We start from the raw sequence: 18577 nt of genomic DNA, 5'->3' as shown, positions 1-18577 counted from the left end.
CGATGAACAACGTCGAAGCATAGTCGAAGCGCTTCAATCACGCTTGGAGAGAGCTGGATGGTCACCCTTGCCGAGGTTGCCCAGCACGCCGGAGTCTCGGCCAGCACGGTGAGCTATGTCCTCAGCGGCAAGCGGTCCATCTCCGCGGACACCCGACAGCGGGTCGAGCGGAGCATCGCGGAGCTCGGCTACCATCCCAACGCAGGGGCCCGGGCCCTGGCCAGCAGCCGGTCGAACATCATCGCACTGATGATTCCGCTGCGCACCGACATGTATATGCCCGTGATGATGCAGATCGCCATCGCGGTGGCGACCACGGCCCGCGCGCACGGATACGACGTGCTGCTGCTCACCGGCGAGGAAGGACCCGACGCGGTCCGACGCGTCACCGGCAGCGGGCTCGCCGAGGCGATGATCATGATGGACGTCGAACTCCACGACGAGCGGCTGCCGTTGCTGCGCAGCACCGACCAGCCGTCCGTGCTCATCGGGCTGCCCGCCGACACGTCCGGTCTCACCTGCGTCGACCTCGACTTCACCGCGACCGGCGCTCTGTGTGTCGAACACCTGGCCACGTTCGGCCACCGTGACATCGCTGTCGTCGGCGAAGCCCCCGCGGTGTACGAGCGGCACACGGGCTTCGCGGAGCGCACCCTGGACGGCGTGCGCTCCCGCTCCCGCGAGCTCGGGGTGCGTGTGCTGCACCGGCCCTGCGAGGGCGGCTACGACGCGATGTCCGTGACCCTGGCCCGGATCTTCGACGAGCGCCCGGCAACCACAGGGTTCGTCGTGCAGAACGAGTCCGCGGTCGAGCCGCTGCTCGCGCTGCTGCGTCAGCAGGGCCGAGCGGTCCCCGAGGACGTGTCGGTGGTCGCGATCTGCCCGGACGAGCTCGCCACACAGGCCTCGCTACGTCTCACCTCGGTGGCCATCCCCGCCCAGGAGATGGGCCGGCGCGCCGTGGAACTCCTGGTCGCCAAGCTCAAGGGCTGTGACACGGACGAGGTTGTGCTGCTCCCGCCGGAACTGACCGTGCGGGCCAGTTCCGGCCCGGCCCGGGCGGGCGAGAGCTGAGCCGCGGTGCTCCGCCCTGCGCAGGGCCGTACGCCGGCCCGGCGCCCTCTGCCCCACCCCGGGCACCCGGGCGCCTTTGTCCCTCCCCCGGCACGGATCCCGCCGGACCGGACCTGTCACCACACCAGTCGATACACCACTCCGTCAGGAGCACCCGCGTGAATCTGCCTGCCGTGAACCAGTCGGGCGCGAACCAGCCCGGAGAGAACTCGCCCAGCCTGGCCCAGTCGTCGCCCACCCTTGGCACATTCCACGAACGCGACGGCGCGCTGGAGTGGACCGGCCGCCAGGAGATCGTACGCATCGAGCCCTGGGGCCCGGACGCGGTCCGTGTACGGGCCCGGCTCGGCGGCCCGGTCCTCGAGGGACTGCCCGGCGCGCTCCTCGAGGACCCGCAGACCGCCCCCGCCTCGACGGTCAAGATTGAGGAAGTCCAGGGGCAGTTGACCGTAGGCGCGATCACCGTCCTGGTCAGTTCGGAGGGCCTGATCCGGTTCGTCCGCACCGACGACGGCACCGAACTGCTCACCGAGGAACGGGCCCACTTCTGGTGGCCGGGCCCGCGTCTGTACACGCCGACCGGCAACGGCCACCACCGCCTGGAGCAGCGCTTCTGTGCGTACGAGGGCGAGAAGCTCTACGGCCTCGGCCAGCACCAGCACGGGCGGCTGGACCAGAAGGGCGCCGTCCTGGACCTGGTGCAGCGCAACGCCGAGGTGACCATTCCGGTGCTCACCTCCAGCCGTGGTTACACGCTGCTGTGGAACAGCCCCGCGATCGGCCGCGTCGAGCTGGCGGACAACGGCACCCGCTGGGTCGCCGACTCCGCCCGCCAGATCGACTACTGGATCACGGCGGGCACCCCTGCCGACGCCCAGCGCCGCTACAGCGCCGTGGCGGGCCGCACGCCCATGCTGCCCGAGTGGGCCGCCGGCTTCTGGCAGTGCAAGCTGCGCTATCGCACCCAGGACGAACTGCTGGCCGTGGCACGGGAGTACAAGCGGCGCGGCCTGCCGATCTCCGCGATCGTCTGCGACTTCTTCCACTGGACGCATCTGGGCGAGTGGAAGTTCGACCCGAGGGAGTGGCCGGACCCGGCGGCGATGGTCCGCGAGCTGGACGAGCTCGGCATCAAGCTCGTCGTCTCCGTGTGGCCGTCGGTCTCCCCGCTGTCGGAGAACCACCCGGTCATGGAACAGCGCGGCTACTTCATCGGCACCCAGTACGGCCCGATGGCGCACGCCGACTGGCCGGACAAGGAGGTCGCGTCGACCGTTCAGGTGGCCTTCTACGACTCCACGAACCCGGACGCCCGTACGTTCGTGTGGTCGCGCGTTCGCGACAACTACCTCATCCCGTACGGCATCAAGGCCTTCTGGCTGGACGCCTGCGAGCCGGAGCTGAAGCCGGGCTTCCAGGAGAATCTGCGCTACTGGGCGGGCCCTGGCCTGGAGGTCGGCAACATCTACCCGGCCGAGAACGCCCGCACCTTCTACGAAGGCCTACTGGCCGCCGGCGAGGAGGACATCATCACCCTCAACCGCTCGGCGTGGGCGGGCAGCCAGCGCTACGGCGCCGCCCTGTGGTCCGGTGACATCGGCACCGACTTCCCGACCCTGCGTCGCCAGGTCGCGGCCGGCCTCAACACGGGCCTCTCCGGCATCCCCTGGTGGAACACCGACATCGGCGGCTTCCACGGCGGCGACCCGGACGACCCGGCGTACCGCGAGGTGATGGTCCGCTGGTTCCAGTTCGGCGCGCTGTCCCCGCTGATGCGCCTGCACGGCTTCCGCGACCCGGGCATGCCGCTCGGCCCGGAGATGACGGGCGGTCCCAACGAGGTATGGTCGTACGGCGAGGAGACCGGCGCGATCCTCGAACAGTATGTGCGGCTGCGCGAGCGCCTGAAGCCGTACGTCCTGAAGGTCATGCGGGAGGCCCACGAGGAGGGCCTGCCGGTGATGCGGCCGCTGTTCCTGGAGTTCCCGCAGGACGAGCTTGCCTGGCAGTTCGAGCACGTGTACATGTTCGGGCCGGATCTGCTGGTCGCCCCGGTTCTGGAGTCCGGCGCGAGGACGTGGATGACGTATCTCCCGGCGGGTGCCCGGTGGACCGACGCGTGGACCGGTGAGACGTACGAGGGCGGCGAAATCGTCACCGTCGACGCACCGCTGGACCGCATCCCGCTGTTCCTGCGGGACGGAGCCTCGATTCCGATCGCCGAGTAGCGGCGGCGGCACGCCAGTCGGGGGACGACAACCTCGGCCGCCGGGGAGGTCCCGGTGGCCGAGGTCGTCCTGGATCAGCTCGCGCGCCGGCTGGTAATGGCGACCGACGCGGTTCGGCTTCCGGCCGCTGCCCTCCGCCTTGGACTTCTTCCAGGTTGGGGCGTTGGGGGGCGGCCGCGGGGCCGGCTGCAAAAAGGGTGGCTGCCATGGCGGCGACACCAAATGCGGCGGACGGTGCCGAGTCCCTCGTCGTCCAGTCCGTCAGCAGTCTGCTGCTCGGCGGCCTGCCCTCCCCCGACGTCGGATCTCGGAGCACCGGATCGGGCGCGTGCGGGACGCGGTGGCCACCTACAAGACGATCCGCGGGGATCTCGCGCGAGCCGTGCCGTTCTGGCCCGCTGGGCCGCAGCGGGCTGCCGGGGTGGGTGGACGAGTGGGTGGAGCTGGGATGCGGGTGCCGGACGCTCCGTCGTACGTCTCGGTGTGGCGGCGTGGCGGGGAGACTTCGGAACTTTGAGTGCCCATAAGGGACATGGCGGGACATGAGGTCCGTACGGAGATCCTTCACCCGTCCGTCACGCCTGCCGGCTGGACGGTCGTGACGGCCGGGGACGGACTGCGGGTGTCGCTGCCGCGCACGCCCGCGGGCTGCTGATCCGGTGTTCTCGTAGGTTCGGGTAGTCGCGGTGGTCCTCGTCGCGCCAGCGGTCGTCGTCGGTCCAGGGGGTGCGAGCTGCTGTTGGTTCTGCGGGTCCGGGCCGGCCCCCGAGGTGCGGACCGGCCCGGACGGCCGGTCAGCTGCTGCTGACCGTCAGGTTGTCGGTGCGGAAGTCCATACCGCCGGACGAGGAGGTGATCTCGTAGCCGAACTGCACGTCACCGATGGTCTCGTCGCCCATCCAGTGCTTGGTGTCCTTGATCCACCTCAGGATGGGGAGGATGTCGACGCTGCCGGAGCTGGAGTTGGACGTGCGCAGGAACGAGAAGACCTCGTTGGCGCCGTTGTTGCCCTTGTAGACGTTCCAGGTGTGGCCGCCGAGGGTGACGGTGGCCTGCCAGGTGCCCAGCGGGCCGACCGCCCCGGTGTAGTTCACCCAGAGCATGATCTCGTAATCGTGGTCGGTGTCCCAGATGTCGTACGACGTGTTGTACGCGCCGGACCACGGGACGGTGACGTTGTAGTTGCTGGTGAGCGAGCGCAGCGAGGTGATCGACTTGTTGATCACCTTCTTGGAGTTGGGGTAGGACTTGATGCCGCCGGTGTTGGGGTGGTCGGCCCAGACGCCCCAGTTGGTGCCGGAGTTGGCCCAGATGAGCTGACTGCCGGCGCCGGAGCCCCAGATGTTGTTGTAGAGCGTGTAGCCGCCCAGGTTGGTATTGCCCCACTGGTCCCAGGAGTACCAGACGGCGGCGTGGGCGGGTGCGGAGGCGAGGCCGATGGTGGCGCCGAGCGCGAGGGCCGGGGCCAGCAGGGCCTTGGTGACCTTGCCGAGCGTGCGTCTTGCCATGGTGTCCCTTCCATGGGTGGGGGGAATTGCGGGGATTACCGCGCCTCCAGAGGGAGGACGCGGTCTTCTCCGGCGACGAGGTCGAGCGGCCGGGTGCCGGAGAAAGTCCGGAGGTCGACGCGGAGGGTGCGGCTCGGTCGCAGCACGGCGGTGGCGCTGTCGGCCGTCCAGCTGAGGTCGAGCTCGGCCCCGAACCGGGTGCGCACCCCACGGAGTTCGCCCGCGGGGAGGCCGGTCGGCAGCGCGGGGAGGAGGACGAGGCGGTCGGGCGTCGACTGGACGAGCATCTCGATCAGTACGGCGGGCAGGGCGTGGGCGGCGTCGGCGTTGTAGACGTCGCGCTTCGGGTAGTGCGCGCTCATCAAGGAGGCGTGGAAGAAGTCGCCGTTCAGGACATGCGTGACCGCCCGCGCGACCCGCTCGCCGTCCCGGAGCCGGGCCGCGATCAGGGCGTGGTGCAGATGACCGTGCGCGGAGTCGTTCTCGGCGCCGCGCAGTGCGAGGGCCCGGTGGGCCGCCTCGGCCAGGTCGGGGGTGTCGTACGGGTTGATCTCGTCTAGCGGCCAGACGCCGTAGAGATGGCTGAGGTGGCGATGGTCGTAGTTGTCCTGCAGGCCCGGCCAGGCCCATTCGGCGAGGGCGCCGTCGGCGTTGACGCGGTGCGGTGGGAGGCGGTCGGCCAGGGCGCGCCAGCGGTCGGCGTGCTCCGGGTGGTGGTCAGCGGCCGTGCGCAGGGCGTGCCGAGCCGCCGAGAGGTCCATGGCCGCGTTGATCGCGCCCCAGCTCGCGTTCGCGGGCCGGTTCTCCGGCGAGTAGGAAGGGACGACGACCAGGTGGCCGTCGGCGTCCCTCCGGGTGAGGAAATCCTCGTAGAACAGGGCGACTTCGGCGAGCACGGCGGCGGTGCGCGGGTCGCGCTCACCGCGCGTCTCGTCGTGGTCGACGAGGGGTTTGAGCAGCCAGTCGGCGCCGGCGGTCCATAGATGCAGGGGATATTCGCGGGAGAAGTGGTACGTGTACCCGGACTCGCCGTCGGTGTGGCTGGGCGCGGCGATGCCCCGGGCGCCGAAGATAGCGCGGGCGTTGTCCCGCCAGTGCGGAAGCTGCCGGTGGATCAGGGCGGCGTGGGCCTCGGTGACCTCGGGGAGCGCGGCGGCAGCGGCGGACGCCGTCTGGAGGTTGAGGTTGGCGTTCGTGGTGAACGCGCCGGACCAGGCGGTGTTCCAGTCGCCGGTCCACAGGCCGGTCAGCCGGGGCGGGAGCAGACCGGAGGCGGACAGGAGGTGGTAGCGGCCGGCGGCGAAAAGGCGTTCGAGGAGGGCCGGGCTGTGGGGGCGTCGGAGCAGCTCGGAGCCGGGGAGGGCGCGATCGGCCGGGTCGGCGGCGAGGTCGAGGGTGACGCGCTGGTAAGCGGTGCGGTGCAGGGGCAGGTGGCGGTCGAGGAGGTCGTCGGACACGGCGAGCAGATCGCGCAGGGCGCGGCCCTCCGTGACGACGTCCAGCTCACCGGTGTGCCGGCGCACCCGGGTCAGCAGCAGGACGGCTTGGGCGCCCTCGATGTGCACGCCGGGGGGCTCGAGCGTCGTCCTGCCGCCCGTGACGGCGACCAGGGTGACGCCGGTGTAGGCGCGGTCGCTGTCCGGGTAGCGGGCGCGCAGGCTGAGCAGTGCGCCCTCGGGGACGAGGACGGTTCCATGGCCGACGCCCAGCGCGGCGGGCGAGCCGGGGAGCCGGTGATCCAGGGAGACGTCGAGGGTGAGGGCGGGGGCGGTGACGTGCTGCACGATCACGTCGTCGGCGCGGGAGACGAAGACGCGGCTGCTGAATTCGCCGCGGGCCGCCCGCACGACGCCGGTGGCGAAGTCGACGTCGCGCCGGTAGCCGTGTCTGTCGCCGGACGGCCGCCGCAGCCGCACCTGGAAGGCGGGGTGGAACGGCTGCACCCATTGGAACGGGCGGCCGTCGGTGAAGCCCTCGGCGGCGGTCGGGTCGCCGCCGAGCAACCGCGTTTGGAGGTCGGGGAGTTCGGCGGCGAGCTGCGGTGGCCGGGCGTGTTCGCCGCCGTTGGGCCGGACGAGGGTGTGGTGGGTGACGATGACACGGTCGTCGTTCGGATCCCCGAACACAAGGGCGCCATGGTGGCCGTTGCCGGTCAGAAAGGCGTCCTCCCAGCGGGCGGCGGGGGCGGGCTCCCAGGTTCCGTGGACGGGCCCGGTCATGGTGCGGCCTCCAGTACGGCGACTCCGTAACGGCCCAGCTGCACGCCGTCGGTGACGTCCGCGCCCGTCAGCAGGTCGCGGTGGCGGCCGGGTACCGGGACGGTGACGGCGTCGCGCCCATGGTTGAGCAGGAACAGCAGCCCTCCCCGGCGTACGGCCTCCACGCGCGCCGGGAGTCCGGTGAGGGTCGGTCCTGCGCCCGCGTCGGCGGCGATGCCGGCGAGCAGCGTGCGCAGGGCGTGCGGCTCGGGGAGGGTGGAGACGTACCAGGCGCGGCCGTTGCGCAGGACGGCGGGGAGACCGTCGAGTTCGCCGCCCTTGTAGGGCGTCGTCTCCGTGATGCCGTCCGCGGCCTCGATCTCCTCGGACCACAGGGTGCCGTGGAAGCCCTCGATGTCGACCGTCTCGCCCGCGTCCAGCGGCCACCACTCGTGCAGGACACGGATCCCGAACAGCTCACGCAGCCGGGCGTCCATGCCGCCGGGGCGTACGCGGTCGTCCTCGTCGGCGGTACCGGTCTGGAAGCCGGCGACGAGGGTTCCGCCGTTCTCGACGTAGAAGGTCAGGTTGTCGATCGCCGCGTCCGTCATCACGTACAGCTGCGGGACGACGACCAGCTTGTACGCCGACAGGTCGTGCTCGGGGTGCGCGAAGTCGGCCGTGGTGTGCGCCTCCCACAGGGCGCGGTGCCAGGCGCGGACGATCTGCGGGTAGTCGACTTCGCAGGAGAGCCGCCCGTCCTGCCGGCTCGCCCACCAGGCGTTCCAGTCGAGGAGTACGGCGACTTCGGGAGCGTCCACCTTCGTGCCCGTCACCTTCTCGCTCAACAGGGCGAGTTCGGCGCCGATTCGCTTGACCTCCTGGAAGGTACGGCCGTGCTCCCCCGCATGACTGACCATGCCGGAGTGGAATTTCTCCGAGCCCTGCCGGGACTGCCGCCACTGGAAGTAGCAGATGGCGTCGGCGCCGCGCGCCACTGCCTGCAGGGACCAGAGCCGGTTGAGGCCGGCGGGCCTGGGACGGTTGACCCCGCGCCAGTTGACCGACCCGGCCGCCTGCTCCATGAGCATCCAGGGGCCGCCGCGGGCCTGCGAGCGGGTCATGTCGTGGAGCAACGCCCCGTACTGACCGCCGAAGGGGTCGTGCGGGTCCGGGTAGCTGTCGACCGAGACCACGTCCTCCTGCTCGGCCCAGGTCCAGGCGTCCTGGCCCTGCCAGAACGGCATGAAGTTGGTCGTCACCGGGATGTGCGGGGTGTGCCGGGCGACGATGTCGCGTTCGGCGAGGTAGCACTCCAGGAGCATGTCGGAGGTGAACCGCTTGAAGTCCAGGACCTGAGTGGGGTTCTTCATGTAGTGCGCGCGGCGGGGCGGCAGGACCTCGTACCAGTCGCCGTAGCCCTGGCTCCAGAAGGCGGTTCCCCAGGCCTCGTTGAGGGCGTCGAGCGCGCCGTACTTGTCCTGGAGCCAGCGGCGGAAGGCGGCCGCGGACTCGTCGCCCCAGTCGTAGGTGCAGTACTCGTTGTTGATGTGCCACATGGTGAGGGCGGGGTGGCCGGCGTAGCGGGCGGCGAGGTCCTCGGCGATGGCGGCGGCGTAGCGCCGGTAGGTTGCGCTGGAGTGCGAGAAGTGCTGACGGGAGCCCCACCACTCGGTGCGGCCGTCCTCGTCCCGCGGGAGGGTGTCGGGGTGGAGGCGGCCCATCCACGGGGGCGGCGAGGCGGTGGGGGTGGCGAGGACGACGCCGATGCCACCCGCGTGCATCAGGTCCATGAGCCGGTCGAGCCAGCCGAATTCCCTTGCCCCAGGATGGGGTTCGAGCTTCGCCCAGGCGAACACGCCGAGGGTGACGGAGTTGACGCCGGCGTCCTTCATGAGGCGGACGTCCTCGTGCCAGGTCGCCTCGGGCCACTGCTCGGGGTTGTAGTCGCCGCCGAAGAGGAGACGGCCGCGGGTGGCGTCGGCGAGGGAGGGCTTGTCGGTCGCGGCCATCAGATGAGCTCCCCGTACTGGATCCCGCGGCCGTTGGTGGCCAGGTACACCCGCCCGTACACGCGCGGGTCACCGATGATGACCTCGCCGGTCCAGCCCCACTGGTGGGCGTCGTCGTTGATCCGCACCCAGGTCTTGGCCGCGTCGTCGGAGCGGTACACGGCGGTGATGTTCTCGGTGGCGCCGACCTGGTAGATCGCCGGGTAGTCGGCGCCGTCGGCGGCCTTGCCGAAGCCGAGGGTGTACGAGGCCCAGCAGCTGTCGACCTTGGTGAAGGTGACGCCGCCGTCGGTGGACCGGTGGAGCCCGTTCCACTTGACACTCAGCCACAGGTCGCCGGACCGCCCCGGCGCCGCGACCAGCTTGAACTGGCTGTCGCCGGAGGGCAGACCGGTCGTACGCGCCGTGAAGGAAAGGCCACTGTCAGTGCTGGCGTACAGCGTTCCCGTGTCGGAGTCGTACGCGTAGAAGAGCGCCGGGTCGACCGGGTCGGCGACCGGCGTAGCGCCCTTCGGGAAGGAGGAGACCTCGGACCAGGTCGTGCCGTTGTCGGCGGAGCGATGCGCCGCGTACTTCGTGCCGTCCCAGTGCACGAAGGACCACAGCAGCACGCTGCCGTCGGCGTTGGTGGCGACCGGCCCCGGTGCGCTCTTGGCGATGTCGGGCTGGGCCGCGAAGGGCGCCCAGGTCTGCCCGCCGTCGTTCGAGTAGGCACCGTTGCCGTGATCGCCCCAGCCGGTGCGCACGACGTACGCCGGCCTGCCCGCGGCCTGCGCGAGTCCCGTCGCCGACCCGAACACGGGGTTCGTCGCCATGCCGCGCGACGGAGACGCCGTGAGCCGCTCGTGGTACATCACGCCGATGTCCCGCGAACCGCTGAGCAGGTGCGCCTCCCCGACCGGGGGCGAGACCAGCTGGACCACGGACGCCTCCTCCAGGCCGCGGATCTGCGGGGCCCAGTGGGTGAGGTCGCGGGTGCCGTAGAGGGTGGCGCCGGTGCCGTAGACGATGTGGCAGGAGTCGTACGGGTCGAGAGCGACCGCCTGGATCCACCAGCCGAACTTGGGCTGGTCACCCCCCCACTTGAGGAAGGGAGTCTCGGACACGTCGAAGACGGCGGAGTCCTTGAGGGAGGTCCAGGTGCGCCCGCCGTCTGTGGACCGGTAGAGCGTGTCGATGGCGGCCCAGCGGTTGTTGGTGGAGACGACGACGGTACCGGGGCGGCGGGCGCCGACGGCAACCCCGCCGTAGCCGAAGTTGTCGGTGGAGCCGTCCTGGTCGGTCTCGCCCGGCTTCACGGGCGTGACGTCGGTCCACTTGCCGGTGCTGGTGGCCAACTTGTACACGCTGCCGACGGACTGGCCGTTGGGCCCGGGTGCATTGGCGTACGTCACATACAGCGCCTGGGTGTGACGGTCGTAGGCGGCGCGGATCGGGACCTTGGCGGAGTTGCCGGTGGGCTGACCGGGGACGGGGAGCCAGGTTTTGCCGTCGGCAGTGCGGTAGAGGTTGACGGAGCCGGTGGTGCCGTCGGCGGCACCCCGTCCGGCGTAGACGGCCCGCCCGGCGGCGACGAGGAGGGTGACGCCCTGTCCGGAGGGGCTGGGGTTCGCGGGGAATGCCGTGGCGGGCGCCCAGGAGGCGCCCCGGTCGGTGGACTTGAGCAGTCCGTCGTGCCGGGTGCCGAGCCACAGCGTGTCACTGTCCCGCGGATCGACGAGCAGCCGCTCGCCGGTCCCCCGGCCGTCCTCGTTGGCGCCGAGCTTCACGGTGAGGTCGGTGCGGGTCCAGGTGGTGCCGCGGTCCTCGGAACGGAGGACGGCTCCGTTGCCGGCCCAGGGCTGGGAGTAGGTGCCGAGGGCGAGGTAGAGGCGGTCGGGGTACGCGGGGTCGACGGCCATCGCCTCCACCCCGAGGAGGTTCCAGTCGTCCCAGCCGAGGTGATCGGTGAGCGGGGTCCAGCGCGCGGCGCCGTCGTCCCACCGGTAGGCACCCCCGATGTCCGTGCGCGCATAGGCGAGGCCGCGCACGGAGGGGTGGAAGAGGACGCCGGTGATGAATCCGGTGCCGCCGATGGCGGCGTTGCGCCAGCGGTAGGCGGGCGCGGACGTGGCCGTGGGCTCCGCGGCTGCCGCGCGCCCCGGGAGGGACGGGACGGCAGCGAGCGCGGCGGTGGCGGTCCCGGCAAGGACGGCTCGTCTGCTCAGGCGGGACGTGCTCATGGCTTACCTCGACTTTGCGAGAGAGGGGACGTGGGAAACCAGGGGTACGGGGCTGTATCGATATGCGGCTCCGGCGCGTGGGTGCGACCGGCCACGGACAACCCGCAGCCAGGAGCCGACCGCGGCCCCCACGGGCTTCAGCCCTTGACGGCCCCCGTGAGCATGCCCTTCTTGAAGTGCCGCTGGACGACGGGGGATGCGATCGCGACGGGGATCAGGGCAAGGACCACGACAGCCATCTGCAGCCCCAGGGCTGAGAGTTGACCGGTTCGGACCGCCTGCTGGAGGCCGGTCGGCGCCTCGGTGTTCTTCTGGACCAGTTGGATGAGCACGTTCTGCAGCGGCATCATCTGCTGGTCGGTGAGGTAGATCGAGGCGTTGAACCAGGCGCTCCAGTACCCGACCGCGTAGAACAGGGAGATGACGGCCAGCACCGCCCGCGACAGCGGCATGATGATGGTGAGCAGGATGCGCAGGTCGCCGGCCCCGTCGATGCGGGCGGACTCGGTGAGTTCGGGGGAGATCCCCATGAAGAAGGCCCGCAGGACGAGGATGTTGAAGACGCTGACAGCGCTGGGCAGGATCAGGGACAGATAGGTGTCGGTGAGGCCCAGCGACTGCACCAGAAGGTACGTCGGGATGAGGCCGGCCCCGAAGAACATGGTCGCCATCATGGTCATCAGCAGGAACCGGTGGCCCAGACTGCCCGGCCGGGACAGGCCGTAGGCCGCGAGCACCGACACCGCCATCGAGAACAGTGTGCCGAAGAGCGTGACGCCGACCGAGACCGCGATCGCCCGGCTGACCTGGCCGCCGCTGAGCAACTCCGTGTAGTTGACGAAGGTGATGCCCTGGGGGATCACGACGAGGCCGCCGACCCGGTCGATCACGGGTTTGGGAGAGAGGCTGGTGACGATCACGATCCACAGCGGACCGAGCACCCCCAGGCAGCAGAGCGCGAGGAGGCCGCCTTTCACGGTGAGTCCGGTCTTGCTGGGCTGCTCCTCCCACACGGGGCGGGCGGGAGCCCTGAGGCTGCGGATGAGCTGCGTGTTGAGGCTCACTTCTGGTACACCCCCTGCTCGCCGAGCAGGTGCGCGAACTTGTTCGCGCCCACGACGAGGCACACTCCGATGACTCCCTTGACGAGGCCGACCGCGGCCGCGTAGCTGAAGTCGCCGTTCTGGATACCCATGTTCCACACGTACGTGTCGAGGACCTCGCTGGCCCCCACGCCGACCGCGTCCCGCTGGAGCAGGAACTGCTCGAACCCGACGCTCAGCGCGTCGCCCACCCGCAGGACCAGCAGCAGCGCGATCACCGGGCGCAGCGCGGGCAGCGTCACGTGCCACATGCGCCGCCAGCGCCCCGCACCGTCCATGGCGGCGGCCTCGTACAGATCGGTGCTCACCGCAGCCAGCGCGGCGAGGAAGACGATGATCCCCCAGCCGGCGTCCTTCCATACGGCCTGCGCGGTGACCAGGTACTTGAAGAGGCTCGCGTCGGTCATCAGGTCGAAGCCGCTCCACCCATGGTCCTCGAGGCTCTGCGCGATGATGCCCGCACCGCCGAAGACCTGCTGGAACACGGTGACCACGAGGACCCACGAGAAGAAGTGCGGCAGATACATGATCGCCTGCGCCACGGCCCGGACCCGGGGCCGGATCACGCTGTTGATGAGCAGCGCAAGGGCGATGGGGATCGGGAAGAACAGCACCAGTTGGAGCACGAACAGCACGATGGTGTTCTTCGCCGCGCTCCAGAACAGCGGGTCGTCGACCATCCGCGAGAACTGCTCCACCCCGACCCAGGGACTGTGGAAGATCGCCGTGACACCGTTGTTGGAGACGTACGGGTCATAGTCCTGGAAGGCGACGACGTTGCCGAGCAGCGGGACGTAGTTGAAGAGCAGGAGCAGGGCGATGACGGGCAACGTCATCAGGATGAGCGTGCGGTCGCGGCGCAGCCGGATCCGCAAGGGGACCTTGCCCGCCTTGCGCGGCACCCGCTCCTTCGCCGTGGCTGCGGCGACCGCGGCCGTCGGTTCCTCGACGGGCGCGGGGGGACGGGTCCCGTCGGCCCTGCTCTCGGCCATGAGAGACATCAGTTGCCGCTGCCGTTCTTGTCGAGAAGCTGCTTGTACCAGTCACGCAGCTTGTCGCCGCCGGAGGACTTCCAGGTGGAGATGGCTGCCTGCACGTCGGACAGCTTCTTGTTGCCGCGCACGTAGTCGATCTCCAACTGCTCGAACTGACTGGAGAGGTTGGCGTAGCGAGTCGGCTCGACGATGTTCATGCCGTACGTGGACGTCTTCTTCACGAAGGCACCCATCCGCTGCTGCCACTCGACCTGCTTGCGGCCGACGTCGGGGAAGTCGGGGTGGGCGTAGTAGGCGGCCGGTGCGGCCAGCATCACCCAGGCGTTGATCACCTCGGTGTTGCCCTGGTCGGTCTTGACCGGGACACCGTCCTTGACCGTGTAGTGGGTGCCCTCGACGCCGTAGTCGACGAGCATCCGCTCCTTGGTGCCGTAGGGCGCGGCCGAGAAGTTGGCGGCGGCCAGCGCGTTCTCCACGGTCGTCTTCGAGGCGCCCTTGCGGATCAGCGACCAGATGGTGGCGGGCTGGGAGGCGTACAGGGTCGGGTCGCCGCCGTCGGCGCCGAAGATGTCCATACCGTCGATCTCGAAGTCCGGGTTGGACTGGGCCTGTTCGGCGGTCTTGCCGTACCAGTGGGAGACGTCGTTGTTGAAGACCAGGATTTGCCCGGCGGTGAACCGCTGGCCCGCGTCGCCCGAGCGCGCCTTGTCGTCGGGATGGACTACGCCCGCGTCGAACAGCTTGCGGGTCCACTCCAGGGCCTCGAGGTACTCGGGCTGCTCGATGCGGTACGTCAGCTTGCCGTCGGCCCCGATGTTCCAGCCGAGCGACCCGGAAGGGCGGACGCCGAAGATGCCGGCGGAGGTCCAGGACATGTCGCCGCAGGCGTAGACCTTGGCCTTGGCGCTGGTGACGTCCTTGGCCCAGCTGAGGAACTCCTCGGGCGACTTGGGTACGGCGTAGCCCTTCTTGTCGAAGATGTCCTTGCGGTAGTAGGGCACGATGAAGGACGCGGTGGCGGAGGGCATCGGTATGCCGCGCAGCGCGCCGCCGAAGATGCCCATGCGCCAGGCGTCGGAGGGGATCGCGGCCAGGTTCGGGTACTTCTTGACCTTGTCGCCCGCCAGGTAGGGGCCCAGGTCCATGAACTTCGCGGTGACCGCGTTCGAGATCTTGCCGACCAGTTCCCAACTGGGCACGACCACCATGTCGGGTATGGAGCTGGAGGCGAGGACGGCACCGAGCTTCTGGCCGTAGGTGTTGCCGTCCTGGTTCTGCCAGGTGATCTTGGTGCCCGCCGCGGCGTCGAGTGCCGTGTAGTAGGCGCATCCGGGCTTGGGCGGGGAGCCCCAGAACGGGGACATGACCTTGAGGGCGGCGCCGGTGCCGAGCTTGTCCGGGACCGACGTGGAGAGGGCCGAGAGGTTTACCTTGCCGGTGTATCCGGCCGCCGAGCCGTTCTTCGACGGAAGGTCCGGCGTGGCGACCGTGCTGGCGACGTACGTCGGGAGCAGCTTATCCGCGGCCTTGCCCGACGTGGTCCCCTCGCGCGACCCGCTGTCCGAATCGCTGCAGGCGGCGAGGAGCGGCATCCCCCCGGCCACCGCTGCAGCGGCGACCGCCGTGGATGCGAGGAAGCTTCTCCGGCTCGGGGCGGAGGAGGCGGAAGCGGCGTTCGGCGTCATTGCGTCAACCCTTCGTGGCGCACCAGGACACCCGGCGGTGGGGCCGTCGGCTGCGGTGTCTTGAGTGGAACTGGCTGAGCCGAAGCGGTTCCCTTCGGTCCTCGGGGGACTGCGCCGGGACAACAGCGCCGCCGGCGGCAGGTCCCCTTAGTCGAAGCGCTTCGATGTTGCTGCGAGGTTAAGTGAACCAAGGGGGGCACACAAGAGTCGGTTTCCATATTCCTCATCCCTTCAGGGATCTGTGCCCGTTACTCACAAAACCCGTTGTCTGCCGAGTTGTTGCCGTGACATGTCTTGACACTCACCACTCCACGACAAGAGCATCGAAGCGCTTCAACACACCGCCCTGGGCCGGCCGCCCGTACCCCCAGCTCCCCCACCACCGTCAACGGCGCTCACCGCGCTCCACCGCAAGGGGATTCCCACGTGACCGCACATCCGCCGCCCTTCCGCGATCCGCATCTGCCGTTCGACGAGCGCGTGGACGATCTGCTGGCTCGGCTCACACTCGACGAGCGGATCGCGATGCTGCACCAGTTCGCCCCCGCCGTGGAGCGGCTGGACGTCGCCGCGTTCCGCACCGGGCAGGAGGCGTTGCACGGCGTGGCCTGGATGGGTCCGGCGACCGTGTTCCCGCAGGCGGTGGGGTTGGGCGCGACCTGGAACGACGACCTCGTACGCCGGGTCGGCGAGACGGTGTCCACCGAGGCGCGCGCCATGCGCGCCCGTGATGCCCGGGTCGGCCTCAACGTCTGGTCCCCCACGGTGAATTTGCTGCGCCATCCCCTGTGGGGCCGGGGCGAGGAGGGCTACTCCGAGGACCCGAAGCTGACTTCGGGCATCGCGACCGCCTACGCCCGCGGCCTGCGCGGCGATCACCCCACGTACTGGCGCACCGCCCCCGTACTCAAGCACTGGCTCGCCCACAACAACGAGTCGGACCGCGACACTTCGTCCTCCTCGGTCCGCCCGCGCGTGCTGCACGAGTACGACCTGCGCGCCTTCCGCGAGACGGTCGAGGCAGGCGCGGTCGCCGGGGTGATGCCCGCGTACAACCTGGTCAACGGACGCCCCAACCACGTGTCGCCATACCTGCGTGAGCATCTGCGCGCCTGGACGGAACGCGAGCTGCTGGTCTGTTCGGACGCGGGCGCGCCGTCCAACCTGGTCGACTCCGAGCACTACTTCGACACGCACGAAGAGGCGACCGCGGCGGCGCTGGCGGCCGGAGTGGACAGCTTCACCGACCACGGCACGGACAGTTCGACGATCGTGGCGCGGGTGCGTGGCGCGCTGGAGCGCGGACTGCTGTCCGCGGCCGACATCGACACGGCGGTACGCCGCCAGCTGTCGGTCCGTTTCTCGCTCGGCGAGTTCGACCCCGGGCTCGACCCGTACGCCGGCACCAAGGACTTCGACACCCCGGCCCACCGCGCCCTCGCCCAGGAGGCCGCCGAGCAGGCAGTCGTCCTGCTCAAGAACGACGGCCTGCTGCCCCTGCCCGCCGGCACCCGGGTCGCCGTGGTCGGCCTGCTCGCCGACGAGTGCAAGCTCGACTGGTACAGCGGCACGCTGCTGCACCGCTCGACCCCTCTGCAGGGCCTGTGCGAGCGGTTCGGCGCCGACCGCGTGACCTTCGCGGAAGGCGTGGACCGCGTACGCCTGAGGACCTCGTCCGGTACGTACCTGGCGGTCCCCAAGGCCGCAGGGACGGCCGACGAGGTGCGCGGCGCGGAGGGCGCCCTGGACCCGGCACTGCTCGCGGGTCGCACGGACCTGCCGCCGCTGACCGCCGACACCACCGGGACCGAACTCGCGCTGATCGACTGGGGCGACGGCGTGCTCACGCTGCGCGCCGCCGGCGGCCGCTATCTCTCGGTCGCCGAGGACGGTTTCGTCCGCGCCTCCGCCGACCAGCCCGGCGGCTGGGTCGTCCAGGAGACGTTCCGCCTCGAATCGCACGAGACCCACGAGAGCGGCCACCTCCTCAAGCACATCAGCACGGGCCGGTACGTCTCTGTCGCCGCCGACGGCGTGAAGGTTGCCGCAAAAGACCCCGCGGACGCGGAAGTCTTCGACGTGATGGTCACCGAGCGCGGCGAGGACGCGGTGAGCCGCGCGGCGGACGCGGCGGACGTGGTGATCGTGGTCGCGGGCAACGACCCGCACATCAACGGCCGCGAGACCGAGGACCGCACGACCCTGCGCCTCCCCACCCACCAGGAGCGCCTGCTCCGCGCCGCCCGCGCCGCGAACCCGCGCACGGCGCTCACCCTCGTCTCCGCCTACCCGTACGCCGTCGGACACGAGGACCTCCCGGCCCTGCTGTGGACCGCGCACGGCGGCCAGGCGGCGGGCACGGCACTCGCCCGCGTGCTGGCCGGCGACGTCTCCCCGGCCGGCCGGCTGCCGCAGACCTGGTACACCTCGGACGACGACCTGCCGGACCTCCTGGACTACGACGTGATCGGCGGCCGCCAGACGTATCTGTACTTCGAGGGCACCCCGCTCTTCCCCTTCGGCCACGGCCTGTCGTATACCTCCTTCGCGTACGAGAACCTTGCGGTTCGGCGCGACGGAGAACTGCTCCGCATCTCTTTCACCGTCACCAACACGGGTGACGTCCCCGCCGACGAGGTCGCCCAGCTCTACACCCGGGCCGTCGATCCCGCGATCCCCCGCCCGCGTCGCCAACTGGCCGCGTACCGCCGCGTCCACCTGACGCCCGGCGCCTCGGCGGAACTGAGCTTCGAACTCCCCGTCGCGAGACTCGGGTTCTGGGATGTCGCCCACGGCCGCTGGTGGGTCGAGCCGGGCCCGTACGAACTGCTGGTGGGGGCGTCCAGCGCGGACATCCGGCTGAGCGAGACCCTCCGGATCGACGGCCCCGCGGCGGGCCCGCGCCCCGTCGTCGAGCGCGGGCTGGAGGCCGCCGACTACGACGACCACCTCGCCACCACCATCGTCGACCGCAGCAGGACGTCGGGCGACGCGGTGACACCGGCGGACGGCGAGGCGGGCGAACTGGTCTTCCTTCGCTGCGACTTCGGCGACGGCGTCACGGGCGTGTCCGTCGAGGCGGCCGGCGCGGGCACGGTCGAGCTCTCCCTGCCCGGGGGACCGGTCCTCGCCTCGCTCGACGTCACGGCGACCGGCGGCCCGTACGAGTACACCACCGTCCGCGCCGAGTTCGCGGCCACCGGCGTGCGGGACCTGCGGATCGGGCTGCGCGGCCCCTTGCGGCTCGCGCACGTCGGCTTCTCCGGCTGAGGTTCCGGAAGGGGCCCGGCACCGGAGCTGCCCCGGCGCACGATCTGCTGCAGCTTCTGCCCCTCCTGGTCGGTCAACCTGCGCACACGGACAGGCTCGGCCACCACACCCCCCGCAGTCGGATCGGACGTCACCGCACATCCAACCGCCACAACCACCAACCCGGCGAACCTATGTGGTCACAGCACTAGTACTCCAGCAGTACTTCGTGGCTTGACCTGGGGAAGCGTCGAGCGGTGGGAGTGTAGCGGGCAGGATGCCGTCACGGACGGCTTCTGCTCG

11 protein-coding genes are annotated in these 18577 nt (G+C 70.3%); 4 read left to right on the top strand and 7 right to left on the bottom strand.

Annotated features, from left to right (window positions below):
• Positions 1-57 precede the first annotated feature (57 nt).
• From ACWCP0_RS28015 to ACWCP0_RS28005, 3 genes are all read left to right on the top strand, one after another.
• Entirely contained in the window at positions 58-1074 is a 1017-nt protein-coding gene (locus ACWCP0_RS28015) for a LacI family DNA-binding transcriptional regulator (protein WP_451081555.1), read from the top strand.
• Between the two features lie 158 nt (positions 1075-1232).
• The gene (locus ACWCP0_RS28010) at positions 1233-3302 is read left to right on the top strand and encodes a glycoside hydrolase family 31 protein (RefSeq protein WP_451081554.1); all 2070 of its coding nucleotides are present in this window, start codon (positions 1233-1235) and stop codon (positions 3300-3302) included.
• 532 nt (positions 3303-3834) lie between these two features.
• Positions 3835-3957, top strand: coding sequence for a hypothetical protein (locus ACWCP0_RS28005; RefSeq protein ID WP_451081553.1), 123 nt, complete (start codon positions 3835-3837; stop codon positions 3955-3957).
• Positions 3958-4096: 139 nt separating this feature from the next.
• Here ACWCP0_RS28005 and ACWCP0_RS28000 read toward each other — a convergent pair whose 3' ends face one another.
• The 7 genes from ACWCP0_RS28000 to ACWCP0_RS27970 form a co-directional block, all read right to left on the bottom strand.
• Positions 4097-4810: a glycoside hydrolase family 12 protein gene (locus ACWCP0_RS28000; protein ID WP_451081552.1), complete on the bottom strand. Its 714-nt coding sequence runs from the start codon at positions 4808-4810 to the stop codon at positions 4097-4099.
• A gap of 35 nt (positions 4811-4845) precedes the next feature.
• A complete protein-coding gene (locus tag ACWCP0_RS27995; RefSeq protein WP_451081551.1) occupies positions 4846-7029 on the bottom strand; it encodes a glycosyl hydrolase family 95 catalytic domain-containing protein in 2184 nt (727 codons plus the stop codon).
• Positions 7026-9020, bottom strand: a complete 1995-nt coding sequence (locus ACWCP0_RS27990) for a beta-galactosidase (RefSeq protein WP_451081550.1) — start codon at positions 9018-9020, stop codon at positions 7026-7028. Before ACWCP0_RS27990 ends, ACWCP0_RS27995 begins: the two co-directional genes overlap by 4 nt.
• The gene (locus ACWCP0_RS27985; RefSeq protein ID WP_451081549.1) at positions 9020-11242 is read right to left on the bottom strand and encodes a 1,4-beta-glucanase; all 2223 of its coding nucleotides are present in this window, start codon (positions 11240-11242) and stop codon (positions 9020-9022) included. The genes ACWCP0_RS27990 and ACWCP0_RS27985 overlap by 1 nt, the downstream gene beginning before the upstream one ends.
• Before the next feature lie 137 nt (positions 11243-11379).
• The gene (locus ACWCP0_RS27980; RefSeq protein ID WP_451081548.1) at positions 11380-12306 is read right to left on the bottom strand and encodes a carbohydrate ABC transporter permease; all 927 of its coding nucleotides are present in this window, start codon (positions 12304-12306) and stop codon (positions 11380-11382) included.
• Entirely contained in the window at positions 12303-13346 is a 1044-nt protein-coding gene (locus ACWCP0_RS27975) for an ABC transporter permease (RefSeq protein ID WP_451081547.1), read from the bottom strand. Before ACWCP0_RS27975 ends, ACWCP0_RS27980 begins: the two co-directional genes overlap by 4 nt.
• The gene (locus ACWCP0_RS27970; protein ID WP_451081546.1) at positions 13346-15025 is read right to left on the bottom strand and encodes an extracellular solute-binding protein; all 1680 of its coding nucleotides are present in this window, start codon (positions 15023-15025) and stop codon (positions 13346-13348) included. Before ACWCP0_RS27970 ends, ACWCP0_RS27975 begins: the two co-directional genes overlap by 1 nt.
• Before the next feature lie 426 nt (positions 15026-15451).
• Here ACWCP0_RS27970 and ACWCP0_RS27965 point away from each other — a divergent pair, with 426 nt between their 5' ends.
• Complete coding sequence (locus ACWCP0_RS27965; RefSeq protein WP_451081545.1) at positions 15452-18295, top strand: glycoside hydrolase family 3 C-terminal domain-containing protein; 2844 nt, start codon at positions 15452-15454, stop codon at positions 18293-18295.
• Positions 18296-18577: the final 282 nt, after the last annotated feature.

It is taken from the genome of Streptomyces sp. NPDC001970, from assembly GCF_053594115.1.
Note: the sequence above shows the minus strand (reverse complement) of the source record. Positions and strands in the feature narration are given on the sequence as shown.

Bases quoted from the DNA above. Each gene is read 5' to 3' on its own strand.
- ACWCP0_RS28015 (WP_451081555.1), top strand. From the start codon at position 58: ATGGTCACCCTTGCCGAGGTTGCCCAGCACGCCGGAGTCTCGGCCAGC.
- ACWCP0_RS28005 (WP_451081553.1), top strand. From the start codon at position 3,835: ATGGCGGGACATGAGGTCCGTACGGAGATCCTTCACCCGTCCGTCACG.
- ACWCP0_RS28000 (WP_451081552.1), bottom strand. From the start codon at position 4,810: ATGGCAAGACGCACGCTCGGCAAGGTCACCAAGGCCCTGCTGGCCCCG.
- ACWCP0_RS27995 (WP_451081551.1), bottom strand. From the start codon at position 7,029: ATGACCGGGCCCGTCCACGGAACCTGGGAGCCCGCCCCCGCCGCCCGC.
- ACWCP0_RS27990 (WP_451081550.1), bottom strand. From the start codon at position 9,020: ATGGCCGCGACCGACAAGCCCTCCCTCGCCGACGCCACCCGCGGCCGT.
- ACWCP0_RS27985 (WP_451081549.1), bottom strand. From the start codon at position 11,242: ATGAGCACGTCCCGCCTGAGCAGACGAGCCGTCCTTGCCGGGACCGCC.
- ACWCP0_RS27975 (WP_451081547.1), bottom strand. From the start codon at position 13,346: ATGTCTCTCATGGCCGAGAGCAGGGCCGACGGGACCCGTCCCCCCGCG.
- ACWCP0_RS27970 (WP_451081546.1), bottom strand. From the start codon at position 15,025: ATGACGCCGAACGCCGCTTCCGCCTCCTCCGCCCCGAGCCGGAGAAGC.